Origin of the sequence: Hyphomicrobium sp. NDB2Meth4, assembly GCF_900117445.1 — a bacterium.
Lineage (GTDB): Bacteria > Pseudomonadota > Alphaproteobacteria > Rhizobiales > Hyphomicrobiaceae > Hyphomicrobium_A.
The window spans coordinates 1,171,330-1,197,915 of sequence record NZ_FPEJ01000001.1 but is presented as its reverse complement, the minus strand read 5'-3'; the positions used below and the strand labels follow the sequence as shown (position 1 = coordinate 1,197,915).

Annotated in this window: 25 protein-coding genes; 17 read left to right on the top strand and 8 right to left on the bottom strand. The window is 64.4% G+C overall.

What is annotated here, in order from left to right; genetic code table 11:
* Nucleotides 1–215: 215 nt before the first annotated feature.
* Nucleotides 216–1,343: a site-specific DNA-methyltransferase gene (locus NDB2M4_RS05715; RefSeq protein WP_072371241.1), complete on the top strand. Its 1,128-nt coding sequence runs from the start codon at nucleotides 216–218 to the stop codon at nucleotides 1,341–1,343.
* Nucleotides 1,344–1,527: 184 nt separating this feature from the next.
* Entirely contained in the window at nucleotides 1,528–2,880 is a 1,353-nt protein-coding gene (locus NDB2M4_RS05710; protein WP_072371238.1) for a flavin-containing monooxygenase, read from the top strand.
* A gap of 327 nt (nucleotides 2,881–3,207) precedes the next feature.
* Here NDB2M4_RS05710 and NDB2M4_RS05705 read toward each other — a convergent pair whose 3' ends face one another.
* Nucleotides 3,208–3,474, bottom strand: a complete 267-nt coding sequence (locus tag NDB2M4_RS05705) for a hypothetical protein (protein WP_072371235.1) — start codon at nucleotides 3,472–3,474, stop codon at nucleotides 3,208–3,210.
* Between the two features lie 450 nt (nucleotides 3,475–3,924).
* Here NDB2M4_RS05705 and NDB2M4_RS05700 point away from each other — a divergent pair, with 450 nt between their 5' ends.
* The 6 genes from NDB2M4_RS05700 (at nucleotide 3,925) to NDB2M4_RS05675 (ending at nucleotide 9,121) form a co-directional block, all read left to right on the top strand.
* Complete coding sequence (locus NDB2M4_RS05700) at nucleotides 3,925–4,785, top strand: non-homologous end joining protein Ku (protein WP_072371232.1); 861 nt, start codon at nucleotides 3,925–3,927, stop codon at nucleotides 4,783–4,785.
* Between the two features lie 23 nt (nucleotides 4,786–4,808).
* Nucleotides 4,809–5,093 (top strand): hypothetical protein, encoded by a 285-nt coding sequence (locus NDB2M4_RS05695; protein WP_244536050.1) that lies wholly within the window; start codon nucleotides 4,809–4,811, stop codon nucleotides 5,091–5,093.
* A 239-nt stretch (nucleotides 5,094–5,332) separates the two neighbouring features.
* Nucleotides 5,333–5,680: a septal ring lytic transglycosylase RlpA family protein gene (locus tag NDB2M4_RS05690; RefSeq protein WP_072371229.1), complete on the top strand. Its 348-nt coding sequence runs from the start codon at nucleotides 5,333–5,335 to the stop codon at nucleotides 5,678–5,680.
* Nucleotides 5,681–5,946: 266 nt separating this feature from the next.
* The gene (locus NDB2M4_RS05685; protein ID WP_139247091.1) at nucleotides 5,947–6,720 is read left to right on the top strand and encodes an acyltransferase family protein; all 774 of its coding nucleotides are present in this window, start codon (nucleotides 5,947–5,949) and stop codon (nucleotides 6,718–6,720) included.
* Nucleotides 6,717–8,027: an acyltransferase family protein gene (locus NDB2M4_RS05680; protein WP_072371223.1), complete on the top strand. Its 1,311-nt coding sequence runs from the start codon at nucleotides 6,717–6,719 to the stop codon at nucleotides 8,025–8,027. Before NDB2M4_RS05685 ends, NDB2M4_RS05680 begins: the two co-directional genes overlap by 4 nt.
* 74 nt (nucleotides 8,028–8,101) lie before the next feature.
* Entirely contained in the window at nucleotides 8,102–9,121 is a 1,020-nt protein-coding gene (locus NDB2M4_RS05675; RefSeq protein ID WP_072371220.1) for a DUF937 domain-containing protein, read from the top strand.
* Between the two features lie 40 nt (nucleotides 9,122–9,161).
* Here the strand turns inward: NDB2M4_RS05675 and mutY are convergent, their stop codons facing one another.
* Nucleotides 9,162–10,268: an A/G-specific adenine glycosylase gene (gene mutY, locus NDB2M4_RS05670; RefSeq protein ID WP_244536049.1), complete on the bottom strand. Its 1,107-nt coding sequence runs from the start codon at nucleotides 10,266–10,268 to the stop codon at nucleotides 9,162–9,164.
* A 36-nt stretch (nucleotides 10,269–10,304) separates the two neighbouring features.
* Here mutY and NDB2M4_RS05665 point away from each other — a divergent pair, with 36 nt between their 5' ends.
* From NDB2M4_RS05665 to NDB2M4_RS05645, 5 genes are all read left to right on the top strand, one after another.
* A complete protein-coding gene (locus NDB2M4_RS05665) occupies nucleotides 10,305–10,913 on the top strand; it encodes a DUF721 domain-containing protein (protein ID WP_171988029.1) in 609 nt (202 codons plus the stop codon).
* Between the two features lie 220 nt (nucleotides 10,914–11,133).
* A complete protein-coding gene (locus NDB2M4_RS05660; protein ID WP_083555929.1) occupies nucleotides 11,134–11,754 on the top strand; it encodes a DsbA family protein in 621 nt (206 codons plus the stop codon).
* Between the two features lie 11 nt (nucleotides 11,755–11,765).
* The gene (locus NDB2M4_RS05655; RefSeq protein ID WP_244536048.1) at nucleotides 11,766–12,566 is read left to right on the top strand and encodes a DsbA family protein; all 801 of its coding nucleotides are present in this window, start codon (nucleotides 11,766–11,768) and stop codon (nucleotides 12,564–12,566) included.
* 57 nt (nucleotides 12,567–12,623) lie between these two features.
* On the top strand, nucleotides 12,624–16,085 hold the full coding sequence (smc, locus tag NDB2M4_RS05650) for a chromosome segregation protein SMC (RefSeq protein ID WP_072371209.1): 3,462 nt from the start codon (nucleotides 12,624–12,626) through the stop codon (nucleotides 16,083–16,085).
* Between the two features lie 37 nt (nucleotides 16,086–16,122).
* A complete protein-coding gene (locus NDB2M4_RS05645) occupies nucleotides 16,123–16,452 on the top strand; it encodes a hypothetical protein (RefSeq protein ID WP_072371206.1) in 330 nt (109 codons plus the stop codon).
* On the opposite strand, the gene NDB2M4_RS05640 is transcribed toward NDB2M4_RS05645, so the two are convergent.
* Nucleotides 16,449–17,192, bottom strand: coding sequence for a methyltransferase domain-containing protein (locus NDB2M4_RS05640; RefSeq protein ID WP_072371203.1), 744 nt, complete (start codon nucleotides 17,190–17,192; stop codon nucleotides 16,449–16,451). The genes NDB2M4_RS05645 and NDB2M4_RS05640 overlap by 4 nt on opposite strands.
* A 148-nt stretch (nucleotides 17,193–17,340) precedes the next feature.
* Between NDB2M4_RS05640 and gloB the strand changes: the two genes are divergently transcribed.
* The 3 genes from gloB to NDB2M4_RS05625 all read left to right on the top strand — a co-directional run bounded on the left by gloB (nucleotide 17,341) and on the right by NDB2M4_RS05625 (nucleotide 20,587).
* Nucleotides 17,341–18,111 carry a hydroxyacylglutathione hydrolase gene (gloB, locus tag NDB2M4_RS05635; RefSeq protein WP_072371200.1) on the top strand — a complete coding sequence of 257 codons (771 nt, stop codon included), beginning with the start codon at nucleotides 17,341–17,343 and terminating at the stop codon, nucleotides 18,109–18,111.
* A 5-nt stretch (nucleotides 18,112–18,116) separates the two neighbouring features.
* Entirely contained in the window at nucleotides 18,117–18,551 is a 435-nt protein-coding gene (locus NDB2M4_RS05630; RefSeq protein WP_072371198.1) for a cupin domain-containing protein, read from the top strand.
* A gap of 209 nt (nucleotides 18,552–18,760) precedes the next feature.
* Complete coding sequence (locus NDB2M4_RS05625; protein ID WP_072371195.1) at nucleotides 18,761–20,587, top strand: NYN domain-containing protein; 1,827 nt, start codon at nucleotides 18,761–18,763, stop codon at nucleotides 20,585–20,587.
* Nucleotides 20,588–20,664: 77 nt separating this feature from the next.
* On the opposite strand, the gene phbB is transcribed toward NDB2M4_RS05625, so the two are convergent.
* The gene (gene phbB, locus NDB2M4_RS05620; protein ID WP_072371193.1) at nucleotides 20,665–21,393 is read right to left on the bottom strand and encodes an acetoacetyl-CoA reductase; all 729 of its coding nucleotides are present in this window, start codon (nucleotides 21,391–21,393) and stop codon (nucleotides 20,665–20,667) included.
* A 95-nt stretch (nucleotides 21,394–21,488) separates the two neighbouring features.
* Complete coding sequence (locus NDB2M4_RS05615; RefSeq protein WP_072371188.1) at nucleotides 21,489–22,676, bottom strand: acetyl-CoA C-acetyltransferase; 1,188 nt, start codon at nucleotides 22,674–22,676, stop codon at nucleotides 21,489–21,491.
* Between the two features lie 238 nt (nucleotides 22,677–22,914).
* On the opposite strand from NDB2M4_RS05615, the gene phaR reads away from it, so the two are divergent.
* A complete protein-coding gene (gene phaR / locus NDB2M4_RS05610) occupies nucleotides 22,915–23,535 on the top strand; it encodes a polyhydroxyalkanoate synthesis repressor PhaR (protein ID WP_072371185.1) in 621 nt (206 codons plus the stop codon).
* A 92-nt stretch (nucleotides 23,536–23,627) separates the two neighbouring features.
* Here the strand turns inward: phaR and NDB2M4_RS05605 are convergent, their stop codons facing one another.
* The 3 genes from NDB2M4_RS05605 to mtgA all read right to left on the bottom strand — a co-directional run bounded on the left by NDB2M4_RS05605 (nucleotide 23,628) and on the right by mtgA (nucleotide 26,442).
* Nucleotides 23,628–24,038: a DUF5079 family protein gene (locus tag NDB2M4_RS05605; RefSeq protein WP_072371183.1), complete on the bottom strand. Its 411-nt coding sequence runs from the start codon at nucleotides 24,036–24,038 to the stop codon at nucleotides 23,628–23,630.
* A gap of 127 nt (nucleotides 24,039–24,165) precedes the next feature.
* Nucleotides 24,166–24,351, bottom strand: a complete 186-nt coding sequence (rpmF, locus tag NDB2M4_RS05600; RefSeq protein WP_072371181.1) for a 50S ribosomal protein L32 — start codon at nucleotides 24,349–24,351, stop codon at nucleotides 24,166–24,168.
* Between the two features lie 186 nt (nucleotides 24,352–24,537).
* The gene (gene mtgA / locus NDB2M4_RS20330; RefSeq protein WP_210186508.1) at nucleotides 24,538–26,442 is read right to left on the bottom strand and encodes a monofunctional biosynthetic peptidoglycan transglycosylase; all 1,905 of its coding nucleotides are present in this window, start codon (nucleotides 26,440–26,442) and stop codon (nucleotides 24,538–24,540) included.
* Between the last annotated feature and the right edge of the window lie 144 nt (nucleotides 26,443–26,586).

Sequence of the window (26,586 nt, the reverse complement as noted above, 5' to 3'; positions counted from 1 at the left end):
CGCGCTTTCGCGCGAAAGGCATCCAGCGGCGCCCAGGCTTCCGCGTTGTATAGATTCCTCAAGCATGCCAAGTGCTTGAATAGACTCGCCTCTGCATCGACAACCGAGAAATCGCTGGTCAAGGGAGTCCACGGCCCGCTAGACTCGGGGCTGTCGAGGCGAGTTGGAAGCTCGGCTCGACGCGTGTTCCCCCGTTGTTTGAGAGTTGCGTTCCCATGGTTCTGCGTCGTTCGCCTGCGGCCCAATCGGCCAATCGCATCATCGTCGGTGATTGCCTTGCGGCCCTGAAAAAACTGCCCGACGCTTCGGTCGATCTGGTCTTCGCCGACCCCCCATACAATCTGCAGCTCTCAGCGGACCTGATGCGTCCGAACAATACGCGCGTCGATGGCGTCGATGACGAGTGGGACAAGTTCGCGAGCTTTGAGGACTACGACAAGTTTTCGCGCGCGTGGCTGACCGAGTGCCGGCGCATTTTGAAGCCGGATGGCGCCATCTGGGTGATCGGCTCCTATCACAACATCTTCCGCCTCGGCGTGGCGCTGCAGGATCTCGGCTTCTGGATCCAGAACGACATCGTCTGGCGCAAGGTGAACCCGATGCCGAATTTCCGCGGCAAACGCTTCACCAATGCACACGAAACGCTGATCTGGGCGGCGCGCGATCAGCGGGCGCGGGCGACGTTCAACTACGAGAGCCTGAAGGCACTCAATGACGACTTGCAGATGCGCTCAGACTGGCTGTTTCCGATCTGCTCGGGGCCGGAGCGCCTGAAGGATGACGGCGGGCGCAAAGCGCACCCGACGCAGAAGCCGGAAGCGCTGTTGCAACGTGTTCTGCTCGCCTCGACGAAGCCTGGAGATCTGGTCCTCGATCCTTTCTTCGGCACGGGTACGACCGGTGCGGTGGCCAAGCAGCTTGGCCGCCGGTACATCGGGATCGAGCGGGATGCCGACTATGCGAGGGCGGCCGAGGAGCGTCTCGCGCGGGTGCAGCCGCTGCCGCTATCAGCGCTGCAGACGGTGAAGGGCAAGCGCGCCGAACCGCGCGTTCCGTTCGGGACCATTGTGGAGATGCGGTTGCTGACACCGGGCGCGATGCTGCTCGATTCACGCAAGCGTATCAAAGCCGAGGTCAAAGCCGACGGTACCCTCGCATGGGGCGGAAACCAGGGCTCAATCCACCGTCTGGGGGCGATGGCCCAAGGCAAGAGCGCGTGCAACGGCTGGACCTATTGGCACTTCGAGGTCGAAGGCAAATTGAAGCCGATCGATATCCTGCGCGACGAGGCCAAGAGGCAACTGGGATTGAGCGACACGCCTACGGTCATTGCTGCTGAATAAACAATGACTTTGAGCGAGACATCCGCTCCTATTTGAGACAATTTGGCCCCGATGCGCGTTCGTAGACTGACGTAAATCGGGGCCAATCAGCCGTGCTCGTCGCCGGGCGATGACACCGCAGTAGACTGATAACCCTTCTCGGCGTAAGGCAGTAGCCCTTCACATCGATATTCCTGGGACGGGCATGCGTCGCAACTCGGTGAGAACCGACCGCTTGCTGGTAATCGGAGCGGGGCCAATCGGCTTGGCTATGGCGGACGCGCTGAAGCAGCGCGGGGTCGCTTTCGATCACGTTGACGTCAGCGACGGAATTGGAGGCCTTTGGCGCCACGGCGTCTATCAGGGCGTCCATATCGTCTCGTCGAAAAAGTCGACCGGCTACACGGATTATCCGATGCCGGCGCACTATCCCGACTTTCCCTCCAGCGCGCAGATGCTGCGATATCTCGAGAGCTTCGCGCACGACCGTAGCCTCATGGACGGCCTGGAGCTGCGCCGCAGGGTGGTGCGGGCTCAGCCGCTCGCGGACGAGAGCTGGCAGGTGACTTTCGATGACGGCGAGGAGCGCACCTACAAGGGCGTGGTCGTCTGCAACGGGCATCACTGGGACAAGCGCGAGATCGACTATCCGGGGCGCTTCACGGGCACTCTCATTCACTCCGCGGAGTACAAGGAGTCCCGGCAGCTGGCCGGCCAGCGCGTACTGGTGATCGGAGGCGGCAATTCGGGCTGCGATATCGCATGCGAGTCGGCCAGGGTTGGCGCGTCGTGCGACTGGAGCCTGCGTTCGGGCTACTGGTTTCTGCCGAAGACGGTGTTCGGCGTTCCGCTGACGGACCTGCCAATCTGGAACCTTCCCGTTACGCTGCAACGGTTCATCCTGCATTCCGCCGTGCGCATTTTCATCGGCGACTATCGCCGCTACGGGCTGCAGAAGCCGGGGCACAAGCTGTTCGCGCGACACCCTGCGTTCGGCACGGACGTGCTCAACTATCTGCGCCAGGGCCGCATCAAGCCGCGGCCGGATATCGAGCGGTTCGCGGGCACGAAGGTGCACTTCGTCGATGGCAGCGTGGGCGAATACGACGTGGTGGTCGCCGCCACGGGCTTCAAAAACTCGATCCCGTTCCTGCCCAAGAGCCTGGTGCCGATCGAGAACGACGTGGCGCACGTCTATGGCGGGGCGTTTCCGGCCAACGTGAAGAACCTTTACATCGTCGGCTGGGCACAGGCACGGAACGGCTTCGGCACGATCATCTCGCCGGCATCGAAACTCTACGCGGACATGATCGCGCTACAGGACGAGATGGAGCTGCCGATCGGCTTCATCCTGAAGTGGCGCGGCTTCAAGATTCCGGAAACGCAACTGCTCGATCCGGGCGCGACACGGCGCACGATCTGGGTGGCGCGACGGATCCTGCCGCTGCTGAAGCGGCGCTCGCGGCTGCTGGCCGAGAAGGGGTTGCGCGAGCCGTTCGATCCGGCACGCTATCCGTTCGAGGATGAGGACGGTCGCATCCAGGCGACGCAGGCTTAGTTGCTAGGCGACGCAAGCTGAGAGAAGCTTGATGTGCGGCGGGCGTCACGCACGCTGAGATCCGGCGCTCACGCCGGGGCGCCTTGCGCCCTTGCCGCCTGAGGCGGCGTTTTTCTTGGTGACGCGAGCTGAGAGAAGCTTGATGTGCGGCGGGCGTCACGCAACGCTGAGATCCGGCGCTCGCGCCGGGGCGCCTTGCGCCCTTGCCGCCTGAGGCGGCGTTTTTCTTGGTGACGCGAGCTGAGAGAAGCTTGGCCGTTGGGCAGCAGACAACGGTTCATGGCCGCGGAAGCGGCCATGATGTTCAGCTAGAGGGCGTTCGCCCGTTTAGCGCTGGACGCGCTCGCGCTGCGGCACGTCGGTGGGGCGCAGCTCGCCGGTGCGCTCACGATAGGCGAGGCCCGGATAGTACGGGTAAGCGTAGCCGCGATAATAGAAGAGGTATGGGCCAGTGGCGTAGTTCTGGTCCGGACGGCGATACTTCACCTCGCCCGACGGCGTGCGATAGAACTCGGCCTTGGCGGGGGCTTGTGGGACAGCGATGAAGGCCAGCGCCGCGAAGGCCGCCGAGCCAAGTGCTAGGGTAATCCGCATTATTCGCCTCGTTGATCCTGAATAAGGACCACGGAACATCGTTCCCCCCGGGTCCGCCTCATTTTGAGAAGGTAACAACGGACGCTTAACTAAGGGTGACTGCAATGCCACGCATTGCGGGCAATGCGCAGCGGAACGGGCGTCACAAGGGAGCGTTCGCAGGTGCGAGACAGGCCCGCGGGTTGACCCTGCCAAGGGACCATGAGGGGGGGCGGCGCCCCACGCTCGCGGCGGGTTGCCGCTACCCTGAGGAGGGCCCTCCCCTGAGGTCGATGCCGGGCGGCCGACTGAGCCGGCGAGGCAGCGGCCCGTCACCCGACCGGGCACCTGGACGGGCCAGAAGGAGACGACTGCTGCTAGGTGCAGCAATCCTCCGCGTCAGGAACTTTTCTGTTATCATTGGCGTCATAAGGTGGGGGTCGCGTTTCCCCCTGAGTTGCGGAGCTTACTATGGCCGCGCGTGCATACTGGAAGGGCTTTCTCCGGCTCTCCCTCGTTTCGATTTCGGTCGAGCTCTACAACGCCGTCGAGACGAAATCGGAAATCTCCTTCAGACAGATCCATAAGCCCTCGGGGCGGCGCATCAACTACACCAAGACGGTGCAGGGCGTCGGCGAAGTGAAGAGCTCGGACATCGTCAAGGGCTACGAGGTCGATCAGGACACCTACATCACGCTCGAGCCTGACGAGATCGAGGCGGTGAAGCTCGAGAGCAAAAAGACCATCGATCTGGTCAAATTCGTCGATGCGACCGAAATCGATCCGCGTTACTTCGAGCGGCCCTACTACATCACGCCAGCCGACAAGCACTCGGCGGAAGGCTACGTCGTCATTCGCGATGCGCTGAAGAAGACCGGCAAGGCGGGGCTTGCCCAGCTGACGATCGGCGGGCGCGAGTGGCTGGTGGCCATCACGGCGCTTGGCGACGGGCTGCTGATGGAAATGCTGCGCTATGCCAACGAGCTGCGCGAGCCGGCCGACTTCTTCGATACCGTGCCTTCGCTGAAGCCGGACAAAGAGATGGTCGATCTCGCGGTGGAGCTGATCGATCGCAAGGCCGGAAAGTTCACGCCCGATCAGTTCGAGGATCACTACGCGACGGCGCTGCACGACCTCATCAACAAGAAGATGAAGGGCCAGAAGATCAAGGCGCCGCACGAGGAGGTTTCGCCGGGCGGAGCCAAGGTAATCGACCTGATGTCGGCGCTGCGCAAGTCGATCGGCGAGAGCAGCGGAGCCAAGCAGAAGAGCACGAAAACCGCGAGCCGGCGTGCACCAGCTGCCCGGCGCAGCGCGAAAAAGCGCGCCTGATCTTCTCGCCGGAGCAGCGTGCGATGGCTTCGAAAAAAGCGGCGGGGAGCGACGGCAGAGGCAAAGCACCGCCTCGGCCGGAGCGTGATCCACGCAAACTGATCAGCTTCGATCCTGAAACTCTGCAGGCGCTGGAGTTGCTGGGACGCGACTCCATGAAGGACATGCAGGATCTCGCAGATGAAGCGTTCCGCGACCTGTTGAAGAAGCACGGCCGTCCGAGTTCGCTGAAGGAAGCGCTGAAGCAGTCGACGCGGCAGATTCCGGCCAACGATGGGGCGGCAAACTCGCGGCGAAAGTCGCGCTGAAGCATCCGGCCGAAGCTTCGTATGCGCGCTTTGCATGAGCGCGATACTTAATGGACAGCGTTAAGCGCAATTTCTTGATCACTCGTACAAAAGGCGATCAAAGCGCATTATTGCGGGGCCCGCTCTAGTTAACAGAAGGTATATTGCAAATCGTTTCAACTCTTTGAAAGAACTCCCTATTCCCTTCCTGCGTTTGGGATGCAACGAAGCCCCCGTCTGCAACAACTGAGGGAGTTCACATGCAAGCCCTACGCGCTGGAATGCTCGCCGCCGCGGTCGTGCTGCCTTTCGCAGCCGCCCATGCTCAGACCGGTATCGCATCGCACTATTCGGACCTGTCGACGACGGCCAGCGGACGTTCGTACAGCTCGGGCGCCATGGTAGCCGCGCACCGTAGCCACCCGTTCGGCACCAAGCTGCGCGTCAAGAACCTCCGCACTGGCAAATCCGTGATCGTTACGGTCGTGGACCGCGGGCCTTTCGTGAAAGGCCGCATTATCGATCTGTCCAAGGGCGCGGCCAACGCGCTCGGCTTCTCCGGCCTGCAGCGCGTCGAAGTCGCTGTCGTCGGCAAGGGCAACAAGTAACGGACAGAAAGCCGAAGCTCCCGAGCTTCTGCCTACTTCGGTGCAATGCCGAGGGAAAAGAGGCCTCCCGGTCATGTCCGGGGGGCCTTTTTCGTTTATCGGGCCGCGTCGGAGGCGATGATCGGGCTGGGATGAACAACAGTTAGAAGGTGAAAAGTCGAAACTGGCGCTTTGGGAGGCCGGCGGAAAACGTACATTGCCGGTGTAGGGGGCTCGGTTTTGCGTAGCGAAGGAGCAGGCGAGGGCAAATAATTCCGGGGGCGCCGGTGGCTTTGGCTTACCGATCCGATATCGACGCCATGCGCGCGGTCGCTGTCGTCATTGTTTTGTTGTTTCATTTTGATTTTGCGATCGTTCCGGGCGGATATGTCGGCGTCGACGTGTTCTTCGTCATTTCCGGCTTTTTGATCACGTCCATCATTCTCAGCGAGCGCGACACCTTCTCGATTGCGACGTTCTACGCGCGGCGCGCGCGACGAATCCTGCCGGCATTGCTGCTCGTCATTGGAACCTCTCTTGCAGCGGCGATGGTGCTCTTCATTCCGCAGGACCTGGCGCGTGCGGCCGAGAGTGCCGTGGCGGCAATTTTCTTCGTCTCCAACTTTCTGTTTCAAGACCAGTCTGGCTACTTCGATGCGGCCGGCCATCTGAAGCCGCTGCTGCACACGTGGTCCTTGGCGATCGAAGAACAGTTCTATCTCGTCCACCCCATCTTCCTTCTGGCGCTGGCGAAGTTGCCGTGGCGCGGGGCGATGGTTGCAGGGCTGATGGCTGTCTTTGCGGCGTCGCTGGCCATCAGCGCGATTACGACCTTCACCGACCCGCTTGCGGCTTACTACCTGCTTCCGGCGCGAGCCTGGGAGCTGGCAACAGGCTCGCTTTTAGCCCTCGGTCTTTTTGGGCAGCCGAATTCCGGCAGGACTGCTGCGCTGGCAAGTCTGTGCGGACTTGCCTTGATCATCACTGCCGCGACCACGTTCAGCGAGAGCACAGCGTTCCCAGGCGTCGCGGCTCTCATGCCGGTGGGGGCGCGGCGATGATGATCTGGGCGGGACAGCGGCCATCGGCGCTGACGCCGGCGCTAGCGTGGCGACCGTTGGTGTGGATCGGCCTGATCTCGTACTCGCTCTACCTATGGCATTGGCCAGTGCTGGTGTTCGCACGCTACGCAAACGGGGGCGAACTCGATGCCGTGCAGACGGCGCTGGCTCTCGCGATGGTTCTCGTGCTCGCGACCGGCAGCTACTTTTTCGTCGAGCGGCCGGCCCGCGCCTGGACGTTGCCCGACCTGTCGCGCGCGCTCGGCGGCGGTGCCGCCCTTGTTGGTGCAGCGGCGTGCATTGCGTGGCTCAGCGGCGGTCTACCTCAGCGCCTTTCGCCGGAGACGGCTGCGGTTCTCGGCAAATCCGAAAGCTCGCCGCGGCTCGAATGCGTCGATCGCGGTATCTCGACGGAAAGCGGCAGCAGCTACTGCGTGTTCGGTGCGAAGGGACGAACGCCCTCGTTCGTGCTGGTTGGTGACAGCCACGCCAACGCGGTAGCCCCGGCCGTGTTCAAGGTGGCAGCCGACATCGGCCGAGCAGGATATTTCATCTGGGCTCCCGGATTTTGTCCGCTGCCGGGCGTTACTGAGATCCGAAACCCGGACTATAGCCGGCCAATGCCGGACTTCATCGCGCTGATGGCGAAGGCTCCGCAGGTCAAGCGCGTAGTGGTCGTCTGTTACTGGGGCCTGCATGTGAGCCCTGAGCGGCAATTCAGAAAGCTGGAATTTCGAGATGCGGGATACGACGGCTCCGGCCGCGCCTATAACAGGACATCTCTAGCGCGGGGGCTTTCGCGACTGACGGAAGCGCTGCCGGGCCGCAGCCTCGTGCTGTTCGAAGACGTGCCGACGGGAGCTGAGCTCGATCCAAAAGCTGCGGCGCGGCTGATGCACGTTTGGGGAGATGCTGGCGCTGGCGGCATCGGCCTCGACCGGAGCGCGTACGAGCGGCAGCGCTCGCATTATCTGCCGATCCTGCAATCCGTCGCCGCCGAAAGGCCCGAGGTCGAGATCATGCCGGTCTCACAGTATCTGTGTGGCCCGACTCGGTGCCTTGGATGGCTCGATGGGCAGCCACTCTATCGCGACGACGATCACATCGCGCGCGATGGTGCAATGCTCATGGCGGATGCGTTCAGGCGAGCTATTGCGCCATCGCCCGCGATAGAGCCCGCAGCGAGTGACGCGATCATCACCGGAGCTATCCCGAAGGCAAAGACAAATAGCTCGGCATTCTCGCTAGATCGAAGTTGCTGGAACAACAATGCATTAAACCCGGTGTGCCACGACGGCGGGCGTTGAACCCGCAGGAGACTGGCGCCACCACGCGCTCCACTCCCAAACGGGCCAAAGTCTGTCCTCAAAGGGAGATGCACATGTCGACTAATCTGGTTGCGAGCGTTGCCAAGCTACTCACCCCCGAACTGCTATCGCGCGTCGCCCAAGCGCTCGGCATCGACCAGTCGATGATCGAGAAGGCTGTTTCGGCCGGCGTGCCTGGATTGCTGGCTGCGTTCATGTCGCTGGTGAACAAACCGGGCGGCGCGACGAGATTGGCCGACGCTGCCTCGCAAGTGCAGCCGGGAGCGCTGGCCGAATTTGCCAACAACGGACCGGCGGGCCAACGCGATGCGATGGACATGGGGCTCGGCGCGATCTCTTCGTTGCTGGGCGGGAATACGGTGTCCACGCTCGCGCAGTCACTGGGGCGCTATTCCGGCATCGGCGAAGGCGCATCGAAGGGCCTCATCGGCTTGCTCGGTCCAATGGTGCTTGGCGTGCTCGGGCAGCAGCAGCGGGCGAGCGGTCTCAGTGCCTCTGGGCTTGCGAACCTGCTGCAGTCACAGGCAGGCAACATCTCTCGTGCGCTTCCATCCGGATTTGCGCGGCAGCTCAGCGACGCCGGTATTCTCGATCAGCCAACGAACGTGACGGGTATGAGCCGCACGCGTGCGGACGATCGTTCGCAGTGGGGTTGGGTCGCGCCGGCACTCGCGGTGGTCGCGCTCGGTGCGCTGGCCTGGTACCTGTTCGGCCGGCCGCACGAGACGACTACGGTTGCCAACGCGCCGTCCGCGGTAGAGACACCGATGCAGGCTCCAGTAGCGCGCGACCTGACGGTTACGGCCGCTGACGAGCCGCGCTGGATCGGTCGCCCCATCTTCAGCCGCAACAATGAGAAAGTCGGCGAGATTGCCCAGATCAAACGCGGCGCGGACGACAAGATCACCGACATCTTCTTCGACGGCGGCACGTTCCTGGGCATGGGTGACCGGCGCTATCACATCACAGCGAACCAAATTCAGGAGACGCGCCCAGACGGCGTGGTTCTGACGCTCGATGAAGCGCAGGTTAAGTCGCTGCCGGAAGCTCAGGGTGCGATGAAGCCGCAGTGAGAGATCGCATCTGCGGACGCTTGCTGACGGCGAGCGTCCGCTAGGTCTCGCTCAAGGCGTGGGAGATGATCTTGCGCATGACACTGGGAATGGCGGCGCCGTGCATGTCGCGGCGCGCGACCCATTGGCAGCGGTCGGGCTCGGCCCAGAAGTTGAGCGTTGCATCGTTCGGCACCAGAGCGCGATAGACGACCACCTCAAGCCGGAAGTGCGTGAAGACGTGCACAACCGTGCCCGGCACCGCCCACCAGTCGGCGCGCACGGGCGCTGTGCGGAGCGCCTCCTTTACCGGAGGGAGAAGGTCGCCCCAGTGGGTTCCGGGCACCTCCAGCATTCCACCGAGAAGACCTGCTTCGGCGCGCTTGCGCAACAGCACGTGGCCATCCTCGCGAAGGGCGACGAAAGCGTAGCCGACACGTTGCGGACGCTCGGCGCGCTCGAGGCGCATCGGCAATTGCTCGGCGATGCCGTGCGCAGAGGCGGCACAGTCCTGCTGCACAGGGCAAACAAGACATGATGGGCGCTTGGGTGTGCAGATGCCCGCGCCCAGGTCCATCATCGCCTGGGCAAAGTCGCCGGCGCGGCGCTGCGGCGTGAGGCTCGCGGCAAGACGCTTCAATTCGGTTTTCGCTGCAGGGAGCGGCTGTCGCACCGCGAAGAGGCGCGCGACGACACGCTCTACGTTGCCATCGACCGGAGTTGCCGCCTCACCGAAGGCGATGGCGGCAATGGCGTTGGCTGTGTAGGGGCCGATGCCCGGCAGCTTCTGCAGCTCTGCGACGGTGGAAGGGAATTTGCCGCCGAGTTCGGTGGCGACCACCACTGCGCACTTATGCAGGTTGCGGGCGCGGCTGTAGTAGCCGAGGCCAGCCCAGGCCGCGAGAACGTCGTCGAGCGGTGCCGCGGCCAGCTTTTCCACAGTCGGCCAGCGGACGAGAAAGCGAAGGTAGAACGGGATGACGGCTTTCACCGTGGTCTGCTGCAGCATGATCTCGCTGAGCCAGACGCGGTAGGGATTGGCGCGCTTTCCAGGGGCGACGCGCCATGGCAGGTCGCGGCGCTCTTCGTCATACCAAGCGAGCAGCGCGTCGACCGTATCGGGGCCGGCCGGCCGTAGCGGCAGTTGCTTTCTCGCAACAGCAGTCAAGGGATGATCTCCCGGCGCCCGCGAATCGATCCCTTGATGGTAATCGTCGAAGTCATCGCTGGATACGTCCTCGCCCGGGTTCCTCACATGGCTGTCACCGCATCGCAGTTTCGCCGACCATATGCGCCGCAGACTCGCGGGCAGGGTTTCATATCGGCGCGGGCCGTCGGCAGCTACGTTCCGAAGCTAACGCATAAGGCCTTCGAGAAGTACGGGTTTGCAGCGGCGGCGCTGATTACCGATTGGGCGGTGATCGTCGGCAAAGAGGTTGCCAGCTATACCTTGCCGGAGCGGCTGAAGTGGCCGCGCGGGGTGGATTTCGGCGCCGAGGCGGACGAGATGCATTCGGGCCGTCCCGGCGCTACGCTGATCGTGCGGGTGGAGCCGGCGCGGGCGCTCGACGTCCAGTATCGGGCACAGCAATTGATCGAGCGCATCAACGGTCATTTCGGCTATCGGGCCGTGGCAGAGCTGCGCATTCTGCAGGCGCCGTTGCCGGAGCGGCCCGCTCCGCGCGCTCCAGTTGCAACGGGGCCGGTATCGCAGATTCCAGCGCCGGAACTATCCAGCGTGGGCGACGAGAGGCTGCGCACGGCGTTAACAGCCCTCAAAGCAGGCCTGCTGCGGCGCGGCGAGACCCGCTGAGCGGGCGCGCTCAATCCCCTGAAACGAACCAAACTTACGCTTCATTCACTTGGACGGCAGCGCGTTTTGCCTTATTCCGACGCCCGATAGCGTGGTAGTCGGGGGTGGACCCCGGCGCCCGCAGACGGCGTCGTGAATTCAGGCAAGGAGCACACACGTGTCCGCATCGAAGTCCTCATTTGGCCGATTTGAGCTTTCGCGGCGTAGCGTGCTCGCCGTCATGTGCGCAGGCGCTGCTGTCGCCGCCGCGCTGCCGGCCCTCGCCCAGTCACGTGGGCCCGCCGAAGTCCCTGTCGAAGAACTGATGAAGCCGGTTGGCCTGCCCGACCTGGCGCTCGGTCCGAAGGACGCGAAGGTTACGATCGTCGAGTACGCGTCGATGACGTGCGGTCACTGTGCGCACTTCACCAAGGACGTGTGGCCCGAGTTGAAGAAGAAGTACGTCGACACCAACAAGGTGCACTACGTGTTCCGCGAGTTCCCGCTCGACAATCTTGCGGCGGCCGCCTCGATGCTGGCGCGCTGCACCGGCGAGGACAAGGCGTTCTCGCTGATCGAGGTGCTGTTCGAGAAGCAGAACGAGTGGGCGTTCGGCGAGGGCAACCCTGTGCCGCGCCTGTTCGAGATCGCCAAGCAGGCGGGCTTCACGCAGGAATCGTTCGACAAGTGCCTGACCGACCAGAAGCTGCTGGATGAGATCACGGCGGGCCGCACGCGCGCCGGCGAAGTGTTCGGCGTCAGCGCAACGCCGACGTTCTTCATCAACGGCAAGAAGCTCGATGGCGCGCCGACGATGGAGAAGTTCGACGCGATGATCGAACCGCTGCTGGCAAAGAGCTGAGCGGGGCAATCGTGAAAAAGGCGGGCGTCGTCGCCGCACTGTTGGTGCTGTCCTCGCTGCAAGGATGCGGGGGCAGTTCCTTGGTGAACACGACGGCGCTGACGCCAGAACAGGCCGATGCCGGCGGCGCCGGCTCGGCTTTTGCGTCTTCAGAGGGGAGCAAGGCGGAGGAACGTTTCAATCCGTTTGCTGATCCTAACGAGCGGTCGACGGGTGGCCGCGAGGTGCTCGCGGATCCGACGTTCGCCGACGTCATGAAGACGGGGCCGCTACCGGAGATGAGCTTCGGGCGCGCCGATGCGCCGGTGACGATTATCGAGTACGCGTCGCTGACGTGCCCGCACTGCCGGCACTTCCACATGACGACGTATCCGGCGTTCCGGAAGGAATTCATCGATACGGGCAAGGTGCGCTACATCCTGCGCGAGTTCCCGATCGGCAAGACGTCCGGCGCGGCGACCATCGCGCTGCGCTGCGCGCCACCAGACAAGTACCTGACTTTGTTTGGTAAATTCATGGAGCAGCAGCCGTCCTGGGTCTCCCAGGAGGTGCGGCTCGACCCTATATTCAAAGTCGCCTCGCAAGTGGGGATGACGCGTGCGCAGTTCGATGCGTGCCGCGAGAATCAAGCCATGATCGAGGGATTGAAGTGGGTAAAGGACCGCGGACGCACGCTCGGCGTCATCGGCACTCCGAATTTCTTTGTCGGGAACAAGCTCGTGAAGAAGGAGCTCTCGATAGAGGATATCCGTGCCATGGTCGGACCGCTCGTGGCAGCGCGTGCCACGGCATCGGCTGATACGCCGCGCTAGTCGTTCACAGCAGCCCATTCCTGTTGTGGCGCAGGCCGTCTGCGCTTGGGAACCGCTATGAAGATTACGCGCCTCAGACTTCTGGGCTTCAAATCGTTCGTCGAAGCGACCGAGCTTTTGATCGAGCCCGGACTGACCGGCGTCGTCGGCCCGAACGGCTGCGGAAAGTCGAACCTGCTCGAAGCGCTCCGCTGGGTGATGGGCGAGACGTCGCACAAGAGCATGCGCGCGGCGGCGATGGACGACGTCATCTTTGCGGGCACGAACGGGCGGCCGGCGCGCAACTCGGCGGAAGTGACGATCTTCCTCGACAACACCGCGCGGCGGGCGCCGGCTGAATTCAACAACGCCGATCACATCGAGATCACACGACGCATCGAGCGCGAAGCGGGCAGCGCCTATCGCATCAATGGACGCGAGGCGCGGGCGCGTGACGTGAAAATCCTGTTCGAAGATGCCGCGACGGGGGCGCGCTCTCCCGCGCTGGTGCGGCAGGGGCAGATTGCCGAGATCGTCAGCGCGAAGCCGGAACAGCGGCGGCGCATCCTGGAGGATGCCGCGGGCGTCGCCGGGCTGCACAGCCGCCGACACGAGGCGGAATTACGCCTGAAGGCAACCGAAGCCAATCTTGCGCGCCTCAACGACGTGCTGGGCCAGCTCAACACGCAGGTGGAAAGCCTGAAGCGGCAGGCGCGGGCGGCGCGACGCTACAAGGAGATTTCCGAGGCGATCCGCCGGCAGGAGGCGCTGTTAGGTCACCTCTCGTGGATCGACGCACAGGCGCACGTCGATAGCGAGGAAGCGGCGTTGCGCGATGCCGTGGTGTTGCAGGCCGCGGCAACGGAAGCGGAATCGCAGGCGCTGGTCGAAGAAGCACGACTGGCAGAGGGCATGACCCCGCTGCGCGAGGAGGAAGCTAAGCGTGCGGCGATCCTGGGCCGGTTGCGTATCGAGCAGGAGAATTTCGAGCAGGAAGCCGAGCGCGTCGCAGAGCGTGAGCGCGAGCTAAGAGCGCGCGCCGAGCAGCTTGCTGCCGACGCCGCGCGCGAGGAAGCGCTGATCGCCGAAGCCCACCAGATCCTCGGCGATCTCGAAATCGAGATCGAGGATCTGGCCTCAGCGGAGGTCGAAGCCGGCGATAAGGAACGGGCGGCTCGCGAGCGGCTGGAAGAGGCTGAGGAAATCCTCGCCGAAACGGAAGCGCGCCTTGCTGAACTGACCACGAAAGTTGCCGAGCACCGGGCGCGCAAGCAGAGCGCGGAGGCCAGCGTCAGCGAGCGCCAATGGACGGTAGAAAAGCTGACGCGGCAGCTTGGCGAACTCGAAGCGCAGGCGCGCGAGATCATGGCGCGGGCGCCGGACGCGCACAAACTGCAGCAGATCACCGAGGCGGGGCAGCAGCTCGCCGACCAGATCGCCAAGTTCGAGGTGCAGGCGCTGGCGGCGGAGGACAATGCGCGTACGCTGCTCGTTGCTTCTGACGAAGCGCGCGAAGAAAGCAGCAAGGCGCGGCTGCGGCTCGCGTCTCTGCGCACCGAGCGCGAGACGCTGGTGAAGCTGCTGATCGGCAATCAGCCGACGCAGTATCCGCCGGTCGTCGATCGCATGAGCGTGGCGCCCGGATACGAAGCGGCGCTCGGCGCGGCACTGGGCGATGACCTGGAAGTGCCTGCCGCCGAAGAGGCGGCCGTGCACTGGCGCCATGTGGATGTGCCACGCTCCGATCCGGCATTGCCCGCGGGTGTCGAGCCTTTGGCCGCGCGGGTCGAGGCACCGCCGGAGCTCGACCGGCGCTTGCGGCAGACCGGCGTCGTGGCCGGGCGCGAACAGGGACACAAGCTGCAGCCTTCGCTAAAGCCGGGCCAGCGGCTCGTCACGCGGGCGGGCGACCTTTGGCGTTGGGATGGGTTCACGGCCGCCGCCGAAGGCGTGACACCCGCGGCGCAGCGCTTAGCGGAGCGCAACCGGCTGTCGTCGCTGGAACTGGAGGAAGCGGAGGCGCGCACGGCTGCTGCCTCCACCGCCGAGGCCGAGCAGGCGGCGGCGCAAGCGCTGGCGGCGGCACGCTCCGAGGAACAACGTCTGCGGCAGCTCGGCCGCGAGGCGCAGGCGATGCTTGCGAAGACGCGCGAGAGCCTCACCACAATCGAACGTGCCGCACGCGAAACGGAAGCTAAGCTCGCTACCGTTTCGGGTGCCCGGGCGCGCGCAGAAGAAGAGCTGAAAGCGGCGCAGGAAGCGTTGGAGGAAGCAGAAGCCAGTGTCGAAGCTCTGGCGAGAACCGAGAACCTCGAACCGTCACTCAATGCGGCCAAGAGCGAAGCGTCGGTGCAGCGGATCACGGTCGCGGAGGCGCGTGGCGCAGTTGGCGACATCGAGCGCGAGCGGCGGGCGCGGGCCGATCGCGGTGCCGCCATCGGCATCGAACGCGATCGGTGGACGATCCGCTCTTCGGGAGCCGAGCGGCAGATTGCAACGTTGAGAACGCGTCTTGGCGAAACCAAGACCGAGTTGGAGAGCCTTGCCGACATTCCGGCGATGCTGGAGGAAAAGCGCGGCAAGCTGATGAGCGCGTTGTCGGACGCAGAGCGCGAGCGGCAGGTTGCGGCCGACGCGCTGGCGGAAGCCGACAGGGCGCTCCGCGCCAGCGTGCAGGCGTTGCGCGCGGCACAAAATGCGGTGTCGGAAGCGCGCGAAGGGCGCGCACGTACGGAAGCGAAACTGGAGGCGGCGCGCACGCGGCGACAGGATGTTTCGCGCCTCATCCGAGAGAACCTCGGCATCGCGCCGGAAGGTTGCCTGGAGATGGCGCAATTTCCCATCGGGGAGAGGCTGCCAGCCCTGCCAGACGTCGAGCGCAAGCTTTCAAACCTCAAGGCCGATCGGGAACGCCTTGGCGGCGTCAATCTCGCGGCCGACGACGAGTTGCGGCAGCTCAGCATTCAATCGGCAGGGATGGAAACCGAGAAGGCGGACGTCGAGAATGCGATCGCCAAGCTGCGCAGTGCTATCGGCCAGCTCAATCGCGAAGCACACAAGCGGCTGAACGAGGCGTTCGAAGCTGTGAACACGCATTTCGGGCGTCTGTTCACGACGCTGTTCGGCGGCGGCGAAGCGCGGCTGGAGATGATTGCGGGCGATGATCCGCTGGAAGGGGGCCTCGAAATCATCGCCAAGCCGCCGGGCAAGAAGCCGGCGACGCTGTCGCTGCTTTCGGGCGGCGAGCAGTCGCTGACGGCGATGTCGCTCATCTTTGCGGTGTTCCTGACCAATCCATCGCCGATCTGCGTGCTGGACGAGGTCGATGCGCCGCTCGACGATGCCAACGTCGATCGCTTCTGCCGGCTGCTCGAGAGCATGGCGGACGAGACGGCGACGCGGTTCCTCGTCATCACGCATCATCCGATGACGATGTCGCGCATGAGCCGGCTGTTCGGCGTGACGATGGCGGAGAAAGGCGTATCGCAGCTCGTGTCTGTCGATCTGCAGACGGCGCAGCGTTACCGCGAGGCGGGCTGACACCCGCTGCAAATTGAAGACAATGGGGGAAGGAACGATGCGGTTCGTATTGATCGCAGCAGCACTGATGCTTGCGGGCTCGGCACATGCCGAAGGCTATGACCGCAGCCTCGCAGAGGCGACGCCGGCGGCGGCGGACTTGATCCGCGGCAAAGCGCACGACTGGCGCCAGGCTCCGGAAATCGTCAAGGACCGCGCGGGCGACATGATCTTCGAGGCGGGCAAATTTCCATACAAGGGCGACATGAACCCCGACGATATGATCGCGTGCCTCGACGAGCTGGCGCTCAAGTCGAACGCGGCCCGCACGGTCGATACGATGATTGCCGAGTGCGGGGGCGTGCCGGGCTTCGCGGACGTGGACTAATCGCGCGGTGAGCCGTCGCGGCGGGCGCCGAGGTGCTGCAGCACGGGCTTGCGGAGCGCACGCACCTTCATCGGTTTGCCGATGGGGGCGACGAGTTCCTTGCTGGCCTCGACGATGAGCACGCCGCAAAAGGCCGGCGATACGCCTTCGCCGACGCGCTCCCACGCGGTGGCTGAGCGGAGCAACATACGGCGGCCGATCGGCGGGAAATAGAGCGCGCCGCCCCAATCGAGCGGCGAGAACATCGCAGCGGTCAGCAAGTGATCGAGCTGGCGCCGGCTGTAGGGGCGGCCCTGTCCGAACGGCGTGTTGTCGAGCCGTGCCCACACACCGCGGCGGTTGGGGACGACGAGGATGACGCGTCCTTCGGGCGCGAGCACGCGCCACATCTCGCGCAGAAGGTGCCGGGTGTGCTCGGCCACCTCCAGACAATGCACGACGAGGAGCCGATCGACCGAGCCATCGGCCAGCGGCAGACGGTCGTCATCGACGAGCACGGTGTGGGACGCGCCTTCACGCGGCCAGCGGGCCGCGCCCTGACTGTCAGGCATAAGCGCGCCGAGGCGGCGCACCTCGCCGCGAAAGGCGCCAAGGTAAGGCGACGCATAACCAAGGCCGACTAGCGTCGATTGCTGCAGCCCGCGCCAGCGCGCGCGGATGCGATGGGCCAGCAGGCGGCGCACCGTCTGGCCGAGCGGCGTTCCGTAAAATTCCTGCAGTTCGTCGACGTCCAGCAGCATGCTGTCTCGAGACTATTCGCGTTGCCCGTCAATCTGACGTCTCTGCGCGGCATTTCAAGCCTCGCCTTGGGCTACGCGTTGTCTTAATGACGGCGCGCGGATACCCTCTTGGCGTCGCCCGACATAGCAATGAAGAGAGCCGGTCGTTATGCCGAAGCTCGAAATCGAGCAATTCCTTTGTCTTTCCGACAACTATGGCGTCCTCATTCACGATCCTGAGGCGGGGGTTACCGCTGCGATCGACGCGCCTGACGCCAAGACCATCCTTGCGCAGCTCGAAGCCAAGGGATGGACGCTGACACACCTTTTCGTGACGCACCATCACGGCGATCACACGGGCGGCAACCTCGCCCTCAAGGAGGCAACGGGCTGCACCATCTATGGGCCGGCCGCCGAAGCGGAGCGGATTCCGGGCATCGATGTCGAGGTTACGGATGGCGACGTCATCAGGTTCGGTGATTTCGACGTCAAGGTGATCGAGACGCCGGGGCACACGATCGGGCACATCGCCTACTGGATACCGGACGCGAAGGTGGCGTTCGTTGGCGATACGCTGTTTGCGCTCGGCGCGGGGCGGGTCTTCGAGGGCACGGCGGAGGTGATGTGGCGGTCGCTGCAGAAGCTGATGCGGCTGCCGCCGGACACCGAGATCTATTGCGGACATGAATATACCCAGGCGAATGCGCGATTTGCGCTGACGCTGGAGCCGGATAACCTCGCGCTGGTCAACCGCGCGAAGGAAGTCGACCTGTTGCGGGATCAGGGGAAGCCGACGCTGCCGACACGGCTTGATCGCGAACTGGAGACAAATCCGTTCCTGCGCCCGAACGTTACCGCGATCCGGGCGAAGCTCGGGATGCTCTATGCGCCTGATTGGCACGTGTTTGCAGCGATCCGCGAGCGCAAGAACAAGAGCTGACCTGAATGGCCGAGCCCAGCGCCGAAGAAATCATCCGGATGCTTGATCTGAAGCCGCACCCGGAAGGCGGGCACTATCGCGAGACATTTCGCGACGATCGCGGCGATGGAAAGCGCGCAGCTTCAACGGCGATCTATTTTCTGCTCGCGGCAGGGGAAGTCTCGCACTGGCACCGGGTCGATGCCGCCGAAGTGTGGCTGTGGCACGCGGGGGCGCCGCTGGAGCTGGCGATCGCACCTCCCGATGGCCCCGCGAGCAGGTCAGTCTTGAGCGCCGATCTTGCCGCCGGGGAACGGCCGCAGGGCGTTGTTCCTCCGGGGTTTTGGCAAAGTGCAAAGAGTCTGGGCGAATGGACCCTGGTGAGCTGCACGGTGGCACCGGGATTCCAGTTCGAATCGTTTGAGCTGGCACCGAAAAGTTTTGCTCCGCCCGAAGCTTAGGGTGTTGCATGTGCGGCGCAACCGGCTGTTGCGCACAAAGCTCATAATCGAGTTTTCCACCGCTAATGCTCAGCCACAAAAGCTGCTAAGCGACCGATCTCGCAGAGTTTTCCCCTGGGCTTGAAGGAGTGACGGTTGCCGCATCCCTGCGACTCACCAAAGAGTCGTTGCAACTCAATATTCCTACGGCCACGCGGGGGATGCCGGTTATGAAGCGCGAGTCATCAGGGCCAATTCTGACCACGGTGTTCGTCGATTACGACAACGTCTATCTTTCTCTGAAGCGCAAGAACGAGGAAGCAGCCAAACGCTTCTCGAAGGATGCCGGTCTCTGGCTCAAGGAGATTGCGTCGGGCGCGCTGATGACGCCGACGAATACGCCGGCTCTCGATGTGGAGCGCCGCATCGCCATCAGCCGCTGCTATGGCAACCCCGTGCCGCGCCGGAACCAGAGCGACAACTCGACCGACATGAGCTCGTTCCCGTTCGTGCGCCATCACTTTCTGCGCGCGGGCTTCGAGGTCGTCGACTGCCCGCCGCTGACGCAGCAGCTCAAGAACTCCGCGGACATCCGCATGGTGATGGACGTGCGCGACTTGCTCACGCACGACACGCGGTTCGATGAGTTCGTGATCCTGTCGGCCGACGCCGACTTCACACCTGTGTTGCATCGCCTGCGCTCGCATGCGCGCCGCACGGTGGTGTTCTCCAACGATCACACGGCGACGCCGTATACGGCGATCTGCGACGCGGAGATCCGCGAAGCCGACTTCCTGTCGCTGCTGATCGATGGGCAGCTTCCGAACCGCAATCAGGGTCGTGGCGAACAGGCGGCACTGCCGAGCGCGGCTTCCATCGAGACGGTGCGCAGCGAAATCCTCGCCGAGGTGGCGACGGCCGTGCGGACGGCAGACCAGCCGCTGGCGCTCGAGGCTCTGGCCGATCGCTGCGTGCGCGTGCTCGGACACGACAAGACAGTCGGCTCGGCGTGGGGTGGCACGGGAAGCTTCCGTGATCTGCTTTCGCGCGGGCTGCCGGACGACATCCGCCTGACCGGTCAGCCGCCGTATTTCGTCTATGACGCCAACCGCGCCATCCAGGACGACGCTCCTCGCATCGAGAAGCGTGTTGAGCCACGCATCGACACTCCTCGCGCAGATGTGCGTCCGCAGCCTGCGGCGCCGGCTGCACCGTCCGAGACGATGCGTGCAGAGCCTTCGATGATGCAGCGTGCGCTAGCGCCTTTGCTTGGTGCCCAGTCCACTGCACGTCCGGCTGGTCCGGCGCCCGAGATGCAGGCTCCGATGCAGCGCGCGCCGATGGGACCGATGCATGCAGATCCGATGATGGGCCAGCCGATGCAGGTGCGGCCCGCAGCGAACCCGGGTGCACCGCAACCGCAGCCGCAGCGGACCGCGCAGGGCGCCGCAGCGATCCAGCAGTCGATCGCACGCATCCACGAGGCGAGCCAGGCACCGACGCTGTCGCCGCAGGACTACCGCACGCTGTTCGACGTGATGGCGCAGGAGATCGCTGCCAACGGTCTCGCGGGCCAGCAGACGCTGACGAACATCGTCAAGCGTGCGGAAAACCATGGCATCGACATTCGGCGCGACGACGTGCGCTTCGTGCTCGATGTGGTGAGCGAAGCCGATCCCTGGTTCGACCAGGGCGCCTCTCCGAGCCTCTTTGCCTCGCGGTTCCGCAACTTCGTGGTGGCGCGCTGCCGTGGCCAGGGGCTCAACCTTTCGGCCGACGAACTCGATCTGATCGAAGCGTGGTTCGCCGCTCCGGTTTCGCAGCAGCAGCCGCAGCGCAACGTTGCACCGGGTGGTCAGCCGGCTCCCTCGCGTCAACCGCAGAGCATGAGCGCGATGGTTTCTCCGCAAGAGCCAGTGCAGCAGGCCGTCGGCGGCGGAATGGTCGACAGTGGACAGCAGGAGCGCTGGTGGAACTACGGCGAGGCGCAGCCGCAGGGCAACGCCGACCAGGGCGACGATTATCCGAGGATCATCCGCACGCGCCTCAGAGGCTGAGGGGCGGAGCGAGAAGCAGATACAAAAATGGCCGGGCAAATGCCCGGCCATTTTCTTTTGTCGATTGATACGACCGATCAGGTCGCCATGTAGTGACCGCCGTTGACGTCGAGGCAGGCACCGGTGACGAAGCCGGCGTTGTCCGAAGCCAGGAAGGTCACCGCACGCGCGATCTCCTCGGACTCGCCAAGGCGGCCGACGGGGATCTGCGGGATGATCTTGGTGTCGAGAACTTCCTTCGGCACCGCGGCGACCATCTCGGTGGCGATGTAGCCCGGCGCGATGGTGTTGACGGTGATGCCCTTGGCGGCGCTCTCGTAGGCGAGAGCCTTGGTGAAGCCGTGCGTGCCGGCTTTGGCCGCGGAGTAGTTGGTCTGGCCCATCTGGCCCTTGCGGCCGTTGATGGACGAGATGTTGATGATGCGGCCGAAGCTGCGCGCGCGCATGCCGTCGATGACGTGACGGCACATGTTGAAGAGGCTGTCGAGGTCGACGTTGATGACCTCGTTCCACTGCTCCTTCGTCATGCGGTGAAGCATGGCGTCGCGCGTGATGCCGGCGTTGTTGACCAGCACGTCGACGGGGCCGACCTCTTTCGTCACCTGAGCGATGCCGGCGGCGCAAGCGTCGAACTCGCCGACGTTCCACTTGAAGACGGGGATGCCGGTCTCGGCCTGGAACTGCTGCGCGGCGGCGTCATTGCCGGCGTAGTTGGCAGCAACGCGGTAGCCTGCGTTCTTGAGCGCGACGGAAATGGCGTGGCCGATACCGCGCGTACCTCCCGTCACCAGGGCGACACGAGCCATGAAGAACCTCCCTCGGATGGTCTCTTGTTGATTTGATCAGGGGTGGGCGGGCGCTCCGGCCGCTGAGGGCCGGAGCGGATTTCGACGAACTTCTATCAGTCGCGCGCAAGGCACATGGCGATGCCCATGCCGCCGCCGATGCACAGCGTGGCAAGGCCCTTCTTGGCGTCGCGGCGCTTCATTTCGTGCACCAGCGTCGTCAGCACGCGGGCACCGGAAGCGCCGATCGGGTGACCGATGGCAATGGCGCCACCGTTGACGTTGACCTTGTCGGTATCCCAGCCGAGGCCCTTGTTCACGGCGCAAGCCTGCGCAGCGAAGGCTTCATTGGCTTCGACGAGGTCGAGGTCCTGAGCGGTCCAGCCGGCCTTTTCCAGCGCCTTCTTGGCGGCGGGGATCGGACCGGTGCCCATGATCGAGGGATCAACGCCGGCCTGGGCCCACGACACGATGCGGGCGAGCGGCTCGATACCGCGCTTCTTGGCCTCGGCCGCCGTCATCAACACAACAACCGCCGCGCCGTCGTTGATGCCAGAGGCATTGGCAGCGGTGACTGTGCCTTCCTTCGGGTCGAAGGCCGGGCGCAGCTTGGCGATGCTGTCGAGCGTGACGCCGTCCTTGATGTACTCGTCCTGGTCGACGACGGTGTCGCCCTTCTTGCCCTTGATGACAACGGGGACGATCTCGTCCTTGAACTTGCCGGCCTTGCGGGCGGCCTCGGCCTTGTTCTGCGAGGCGACGGCGAAGTTGTCCTGGTCCTCACGCGTGATCTGCCACTGGCGCGCGACGTTCTCGGCCGTGGTGCCCATGTGATAGTTGTTGAAGCTATCCCAGAGGCCATCCTTGATCATCGTGTCGACGAACTTGACGTCGCCCATCTTGGTGCCGTTGCGCATGTGAGAAGCATGCATCGACTGGCTCATGCTCTCCTGGCCACCGGCCACGACGATCGAGGCGTCGCCCGCTTTGATCTGCTGGGCGCCGAGCGCTACTGCGCGCAGGCCCGAGCCGCAAATCTGGTTGACGCCCCAAGCCGGCGCGTCGACTGGAACGCCGGCGCCAATGGCCGCCTGGCGGGCTGGGCCCTGGCCCTGACCGGCGGTCAGTACCTGTCCCAAGATGACCTCCGAGACGTCGCCCGGCTCGACCTTGGCGCGCTCGAGAGCGGCCTTGATGACGATCTCGCCCAGCTTGGAAGCGGGAAGACCAGCGAGGGCGCCGTTGAACGAGCCAACTGGGGTGCGTGCCGCACTGGCAATGACGATGGTGTTGTCGTCGCTCATCCGTAAAGGCTCCTCCTCGAGCATGCGGATTCTTATAGATCGGGCTAGCGCCGAGGCGACGGTGCCCGTTTTCAGGGGCCCGGCTGGCCGCGGTGCATAAACCACGTATTACCAAAGCTTAGGCTTGCCGCCAGCTAATGCGCCAAATGACTGCGCCGGTCAACACAAACGGCTGGCACCGGTGGGCGGGGGTGTGTTACGCTGCCGCAGTGCAAAAATCTTCTGCAACGGCCCAGCAATGTTGAACAAACCCGACGCGCCAGCCGACAAAAGAGAAGCGGTTGTCATAAAGAAATATGCCAACCGGCGACTCTACAATACCGAGACGAGCACCTACGTCACGCTGGAGGATCTGGCGTCGATGGTGCGGTCGGATCGAGATTTCGTCGTCTACGATGCGAAGACGGGCGATGACCTCACGCATTCGGTGCTCACGCAGATCATCGTCGAGCAGGAGAACCGGCAGGGCGGTCAGACGCTGCTTCCTGTCCCGTTCCTGCGCCAGCTCATTCGCTTCTACGATGACAGCATCGGACGCATGGTTCCGGGCTACCTGCAGTTCAGCCTAGAGAATCTGGTGAAGGAGCAGGAGAAGATCCGGGCTCAGTTCGCCACTGCGTTCTCGAACCCGACCGCTGCGTTCGAGGTCTATCAGGACCAGGCACGCAAGAACATGCAGATGTTCGAGCAGGCGCTGTCGATGTGGAGCCCGTTCACCGGCGTGCCCGGCACCGGCAAGATGCGGACCGAGGGCGAGAAGCCGGGCGCGAAACCCGGTGAAGCCAGCGAGATTACCGAGCTCAAGGCGCAGCTCGCGAGCATGCAGCAGAAGATCGACAAGCTTTCGGGCGACAACTGATCCTTCTGCACTGACGCCAAAGTCGGAATCAAAAAAGCGACCGTCAATGCGGTCGCTTTTTTTATTTCAGTGGTCGCCGCGGCGCTGCGCGATCAGTCGACCGCGCCGCCGATGGCGAGGTCGCGACGGGCGACGCGGATGCCGATGGTGAAGCCGGCGACGACGTCAATGGCAGTCGCAACCATGATGAGGAAGAAGGTCGACGTCGCAGCCTGCGGCACGAGCAAGAATTCGACGATGCAAGCGATGAACACGACCATCGACAGGCCGTGATCAACGAGCGAGGAGGTCGATGTGTACGTCGACTTCACGATCTCGGCGAAGAGGAGGAACAGGGTCAGCAGAACGATGAGATCGCCGACCGTGAACTGCCAAACGCCGCCGCTCAGCATGTTCAATTCGAACAGCGAGGACTTCAGCACGTCGGTGCCGCCGGAGACGAAGACCACGACGTTGTACAGAATGAACGCGAGGATGATTGACGGCAGCGACCTAAGCGACATTACGCAGTCCCCCTGTTCGGCGCGTGTGGCCGGGCTATGACAAATCTATTGCCACGGGGGCCTTGCTGCTGCAACGCCGAATGCCCCCCGAGCATCGGCGCAATGTCCCCTGCCGTCAGGGCCTTTTTTAGACGTCGGCCTTCGGCTCGAGAATCTGACGACCGCGGTACTTGCCGGTCTTCAGGTCGATGTGGTGGGGACGGCGAAGCTCGCCCGACTCCTTGTCCTCGACGTAGGCCGGCGCGCTGAGCGCGTCGTGCGAGCGGCGCTGCCCGCGCTTCATCGGGGAAACCTTCTTCCGCGGAACTGCCATAGTCCTGAACTCCGTAGTCTTTTCCGGGGAAAGGGCTAAATTCGCCCCGCTCGGGCCCAAAGGCCCGCCGAAACCCCGTTTGTGGGAAATTTCCGTTGCACAGCCCGGCGCAGGGTTCACCCCGCCGGGCACATGGGCGCGCCTTATACCGACATTCTAATGGGAGTGCCAGAGGCAAGCTGAGCGTTAACGCTGGATGTCGACGCAGGCTGAAGCCGAGCGGCCCCGGGCGGCCCGGGATTGGATGACCGAAGCCTTGCGGGCGGTGCGGGGTCCTGGCGAGCCGGCATCGCGGATGATCGGGTTGGGCAGGACTGCCGCTAACTGGGCCGCCTGACGCGGACTGAGGCTGGCGGCGGAACGGCCGAAATGGGCGCGGGAGGCCGCTTCGGCGCCGAACACGCCCGGGCCCCATTCAACGATGTTCAGATAAACCTCGAGGATGCGCCGCTTGGACCAGGCCAGCTCAATCGCGAAGGTGAGGGGAATCTCTACAGCCTTGCGCAGGTAGCTCTTGGTTGGCAACAAAAACAGGTTCTTGGCGACCTGCATGGTTATCGTGCTGGCCCCGCGCGGGTAGCCGTCGGAGGCGCGCCGCAGCGCGTTGGCAGCCTCGATGAAGTCGACGCCCCAGTGCTGACAGAAGCGGCCATCCTCAGAGACGATGACGGCGCGCTGGAGGTTGGGCGAGATGCGCTCGATCGGCACCCACTGCTTGTTTATCGAGTTGCCGGTGAGGAAGCGCTGGACCATCAGCATTGAGATCGGCGGGTTGACGAAACGGTAGGCGACGATCAGCACGAGCACGGCGATGAACCAGCCGGCGAATACAAGGAAAAGGGCGTGCGCGGCGCGACGCGCCAGATCGCGCCAATCGCGGCGGCCCGGTGCGATTGAGACGGGTGGCGCCTCGGCATCGACGGCGGATACGGGCCGGACGGCGAAATCAAACGATGGATCGGGGCGCGGAACGGGTGGCGGCGGCGGCGCGGACGGACGTGCGGCTGGCGGGGGCTGAGGCCGCGGTGGCTCGCTCCAGCGTGACTGATCGCCGGGGAGAGCCGGCGGTGACGCCGGCATTGGCGGCACGGGCGGGCGCGGCGGAGGTTGATATCCGCGGGCGAAGGGCGGCGGGGCGGCGACCGGCCTCGGCGGCAGCGGCGGTGGCGCGGCGTTGGGACGTGGAGCCAGCGGGCTAGGCTGCTGGGGTACTTGCGTCTGCGCGGGCAGCGGAGGCGGGGCGCTCTCACGCACCTTCTCCGCGGCCGGTGCGGCGGGTATCGGCTCGGACGCGATCGGCGGCGGGCTCTCGGATTTGCTCTCGGGCCGCAGGGCGGCATCGGGCCGGGGTTGGGGCTCGCGCTCGGGCTCCGCGCCAACCGTCCCGCGCGACGCCGACGCGTCCGGGATAGACGGCGACGCTGGCTCGGGTGACGCCTGCTGCTCGACATGCCGCTCATTTGGCGGGTCGGTCTGCTTGGCTGCGATGCTGGCTTCGACCTGCCTCTCCGTTTCGGGTGCCGCGCTCGCGCTCGGAGGCTCGACAGGAGATGCGGGCGCGGGTGCTGCTTGCGCGGGTGCGACCGAGGCAGGCTTAGACGGCGGCTGTGCGGGGGGCGAGGGTTCTGTCCGACGCGGGACCTGCGGCAACGGTCGATCCGACGGCCGGGGCACGGCAAAGGGCTGCGGCTCGAACGTGCGCGAGATCGGCGGCACATCGGGCTCGGAATAAGGCTCGGGCTCTGGCTGGGGCTCTGGGTCTGGCGTTACCGGGGCTTGCGGCGGCTCCGGATCGGCGGGCTGGTGCGCTGCGGCGTCTCTGTTCAGTGGAGCGGGGCGCGTCTGCTGGTCGAAGAGCGGCACACCGGCATAACGGCGCACGGGTTGCGTCGTGTCGCGTTCCAGATGATCGAAATAGGCGCGTTCCGCTGCATCCGCTTCCGTCTCCCCGAAGCGGGCCGGATCCTGCACCGCGGCAGTCTCATCGGACGTTGCTTTGGAGTGATGTTGCTCGCCGGAGGGCTTTTGCGCCTCGGCGTCGGCATCTGCCTTGTTGCCGGGTCGTGCGCGCTGAGGATCGGACCTGTCCATACTTTGCTTGCATCGCCCCGATGCTGTATCCGCTCGCGTGTCGCTTGTGCCGTATGGCACCGGCGGCCTGGCCCGGCTCTAGATCTTTGTCTTGTCGCGCTTCTTCTCGGAAAACGGGTTCCCACTTTTCCGGAAGCGCTCTAG

Coding starts and splice junctions, on each gene's coding strand:
- NDB2M4_RS05705 (WP_072371235.1), bottom strand. CDS start 3,474: ATGCGGATTACCCTAGCACTTGGCTCGGCGGCCTTCGCGGCGCTGGCC.
- NDB2M4_RS05710 (WP_072371238.1), top strand. CDS start 1,528: ATGCGTCGCAACTCGGTGAGAACCGACCGCTTGCTGGTAATCGGAGCG.
- NDB2M4_RS05660 (WP_083555929.1), top strand. CDS start 11,134: ATGTGCGCAGGCGCTGCTGTCGCCGCCGCGCTGCCGGCCCTCGCCCAG.
- NDB2M4_RS05665 (WP_171988029.1), top strand. CDS start 10,305: ATGGTAATCGTCGAAGTCATCGCTGGATACGTCCTCGCCCGGGTTCCT.
- phbB (WP_072371193.1), bottom strand. CDS start 21,393: ATGGCTCGTGTCGCCCTGGTGACGGGAGGTACGCGCGGTATCGGCCAC.
- NDB2M4_RS05680 (WP_072371223.1), top strand. CDS start 6,717: ATGATGATCTGGGCGGGACAGCGGCCATCGGCGCTGACGCCGGCGCTA.
- gloB (WP_072371200.1), top strand. CDS start 17,341: ATGCCGAAGCTCGAAATCGAGCAATTCCTTTGTCTTTCCGACAACTAT.
- NDB2M4_RS05715 (WP_072371241.1), top strand. CDS start 216: ATGGTTCTGCGTCGTTCGCCTGCGGCCCAATCGGCCAATCGCATCATC.
- NDB2M4_RS05695 (WP_244536050.1), top strand. CDS start 4,809: ATGGCTTCGAAAAAAGCGGCGGGGAGCGACGGCAGAGGCAAAGCACCG.
- NDB2M4_RS05645 (WP_072371206.1), top strand. CDS start 16,123: ATGCGGTTCGTATTGATCGCAGCAGCACTGATGCTTGCGGGCTCGGCA.
- smc (WP_072371209.1), top strand. CDS start 12,624: ATGAAGATTACGCGCCTCAGACTTCTGGGCTTCAAATCGTTCGTCGAA.
- rpmF (WP_072371181.1), bottom strand. CDS start 24,351: ATGGCAGTTCCGCGGAAGAAGGTTTCCCCGATGAAGCGCGGGCAGCGC.
- NDB2M4_RS05675 (WP_072371220.1), top strand. CDS start 8,102: ATGTCGACTAATCTGGTTGCGAGCGTTGCCAAGCTACTCACCCCCGAA.
- NDB2M4_RS05690 (WP_072371229.1), top strand. CDS start 5,333: ATGCAAGCCCTACGCGCTGGAATGCTCGCCGCCGCGGTCGTGCTGCCT.
- NDB2M4_RS05700 (WP_072371232.1), top strand. CDS start 3,925: ATGGCCGCGCGTGCATACTGGAAGGGCTTTCTCCGGCTCTCCCTCGTT.
- NDB2M4_RS05615 (WP_072371188.1), bottom strand. CDS start 22,676: ATGAGCGACGACAACACCATCGTCATTGCCAGTGCGGCACGCACCCCA.
- phaR (WP_072371185.1), top strand. CDS start 22,915: ATGTTGAACAAACCCGACGCGCCAGCCGACAAAAGAGAAGCGGTTGTC.
- NDB2M4_RS05630 (WP_072371198.1), top strand. CDS start 18,117: ATGGCCGAGCCCAGCGCCGAAGAAATCATCCGGATGCTTGATCTGAAG.
- NDB2M4_RS05605 (WP_072371183.1), bottom strand. CDS start 24,038: ATGTCGCTTAGGTCGCTGCCGTCAATCATCCTCGCGTTCATTCTGTAC.
- NDB2M4_RS05625 (WP_072371195.1), top strand. CDS start 18,761: ATGAAGCGCGAGTCATCAGGGCCAATTCTGACCACGGTGTTCGTCGAT.
- NDB2M4_RS05640 (WP_072371203.1), bottom strand. CDS start 17,192: ATGCTGCTGGACGTCGACGAACTGCAGGAATTTTACGGAACGCCGCTC.
- mtgA (WP_210186508.1), bottom strand. CDS start 26,442: ATGGACAGGTCCGATCCTCAGCGCGCACGACCCGGCAACAAGGCAGAT.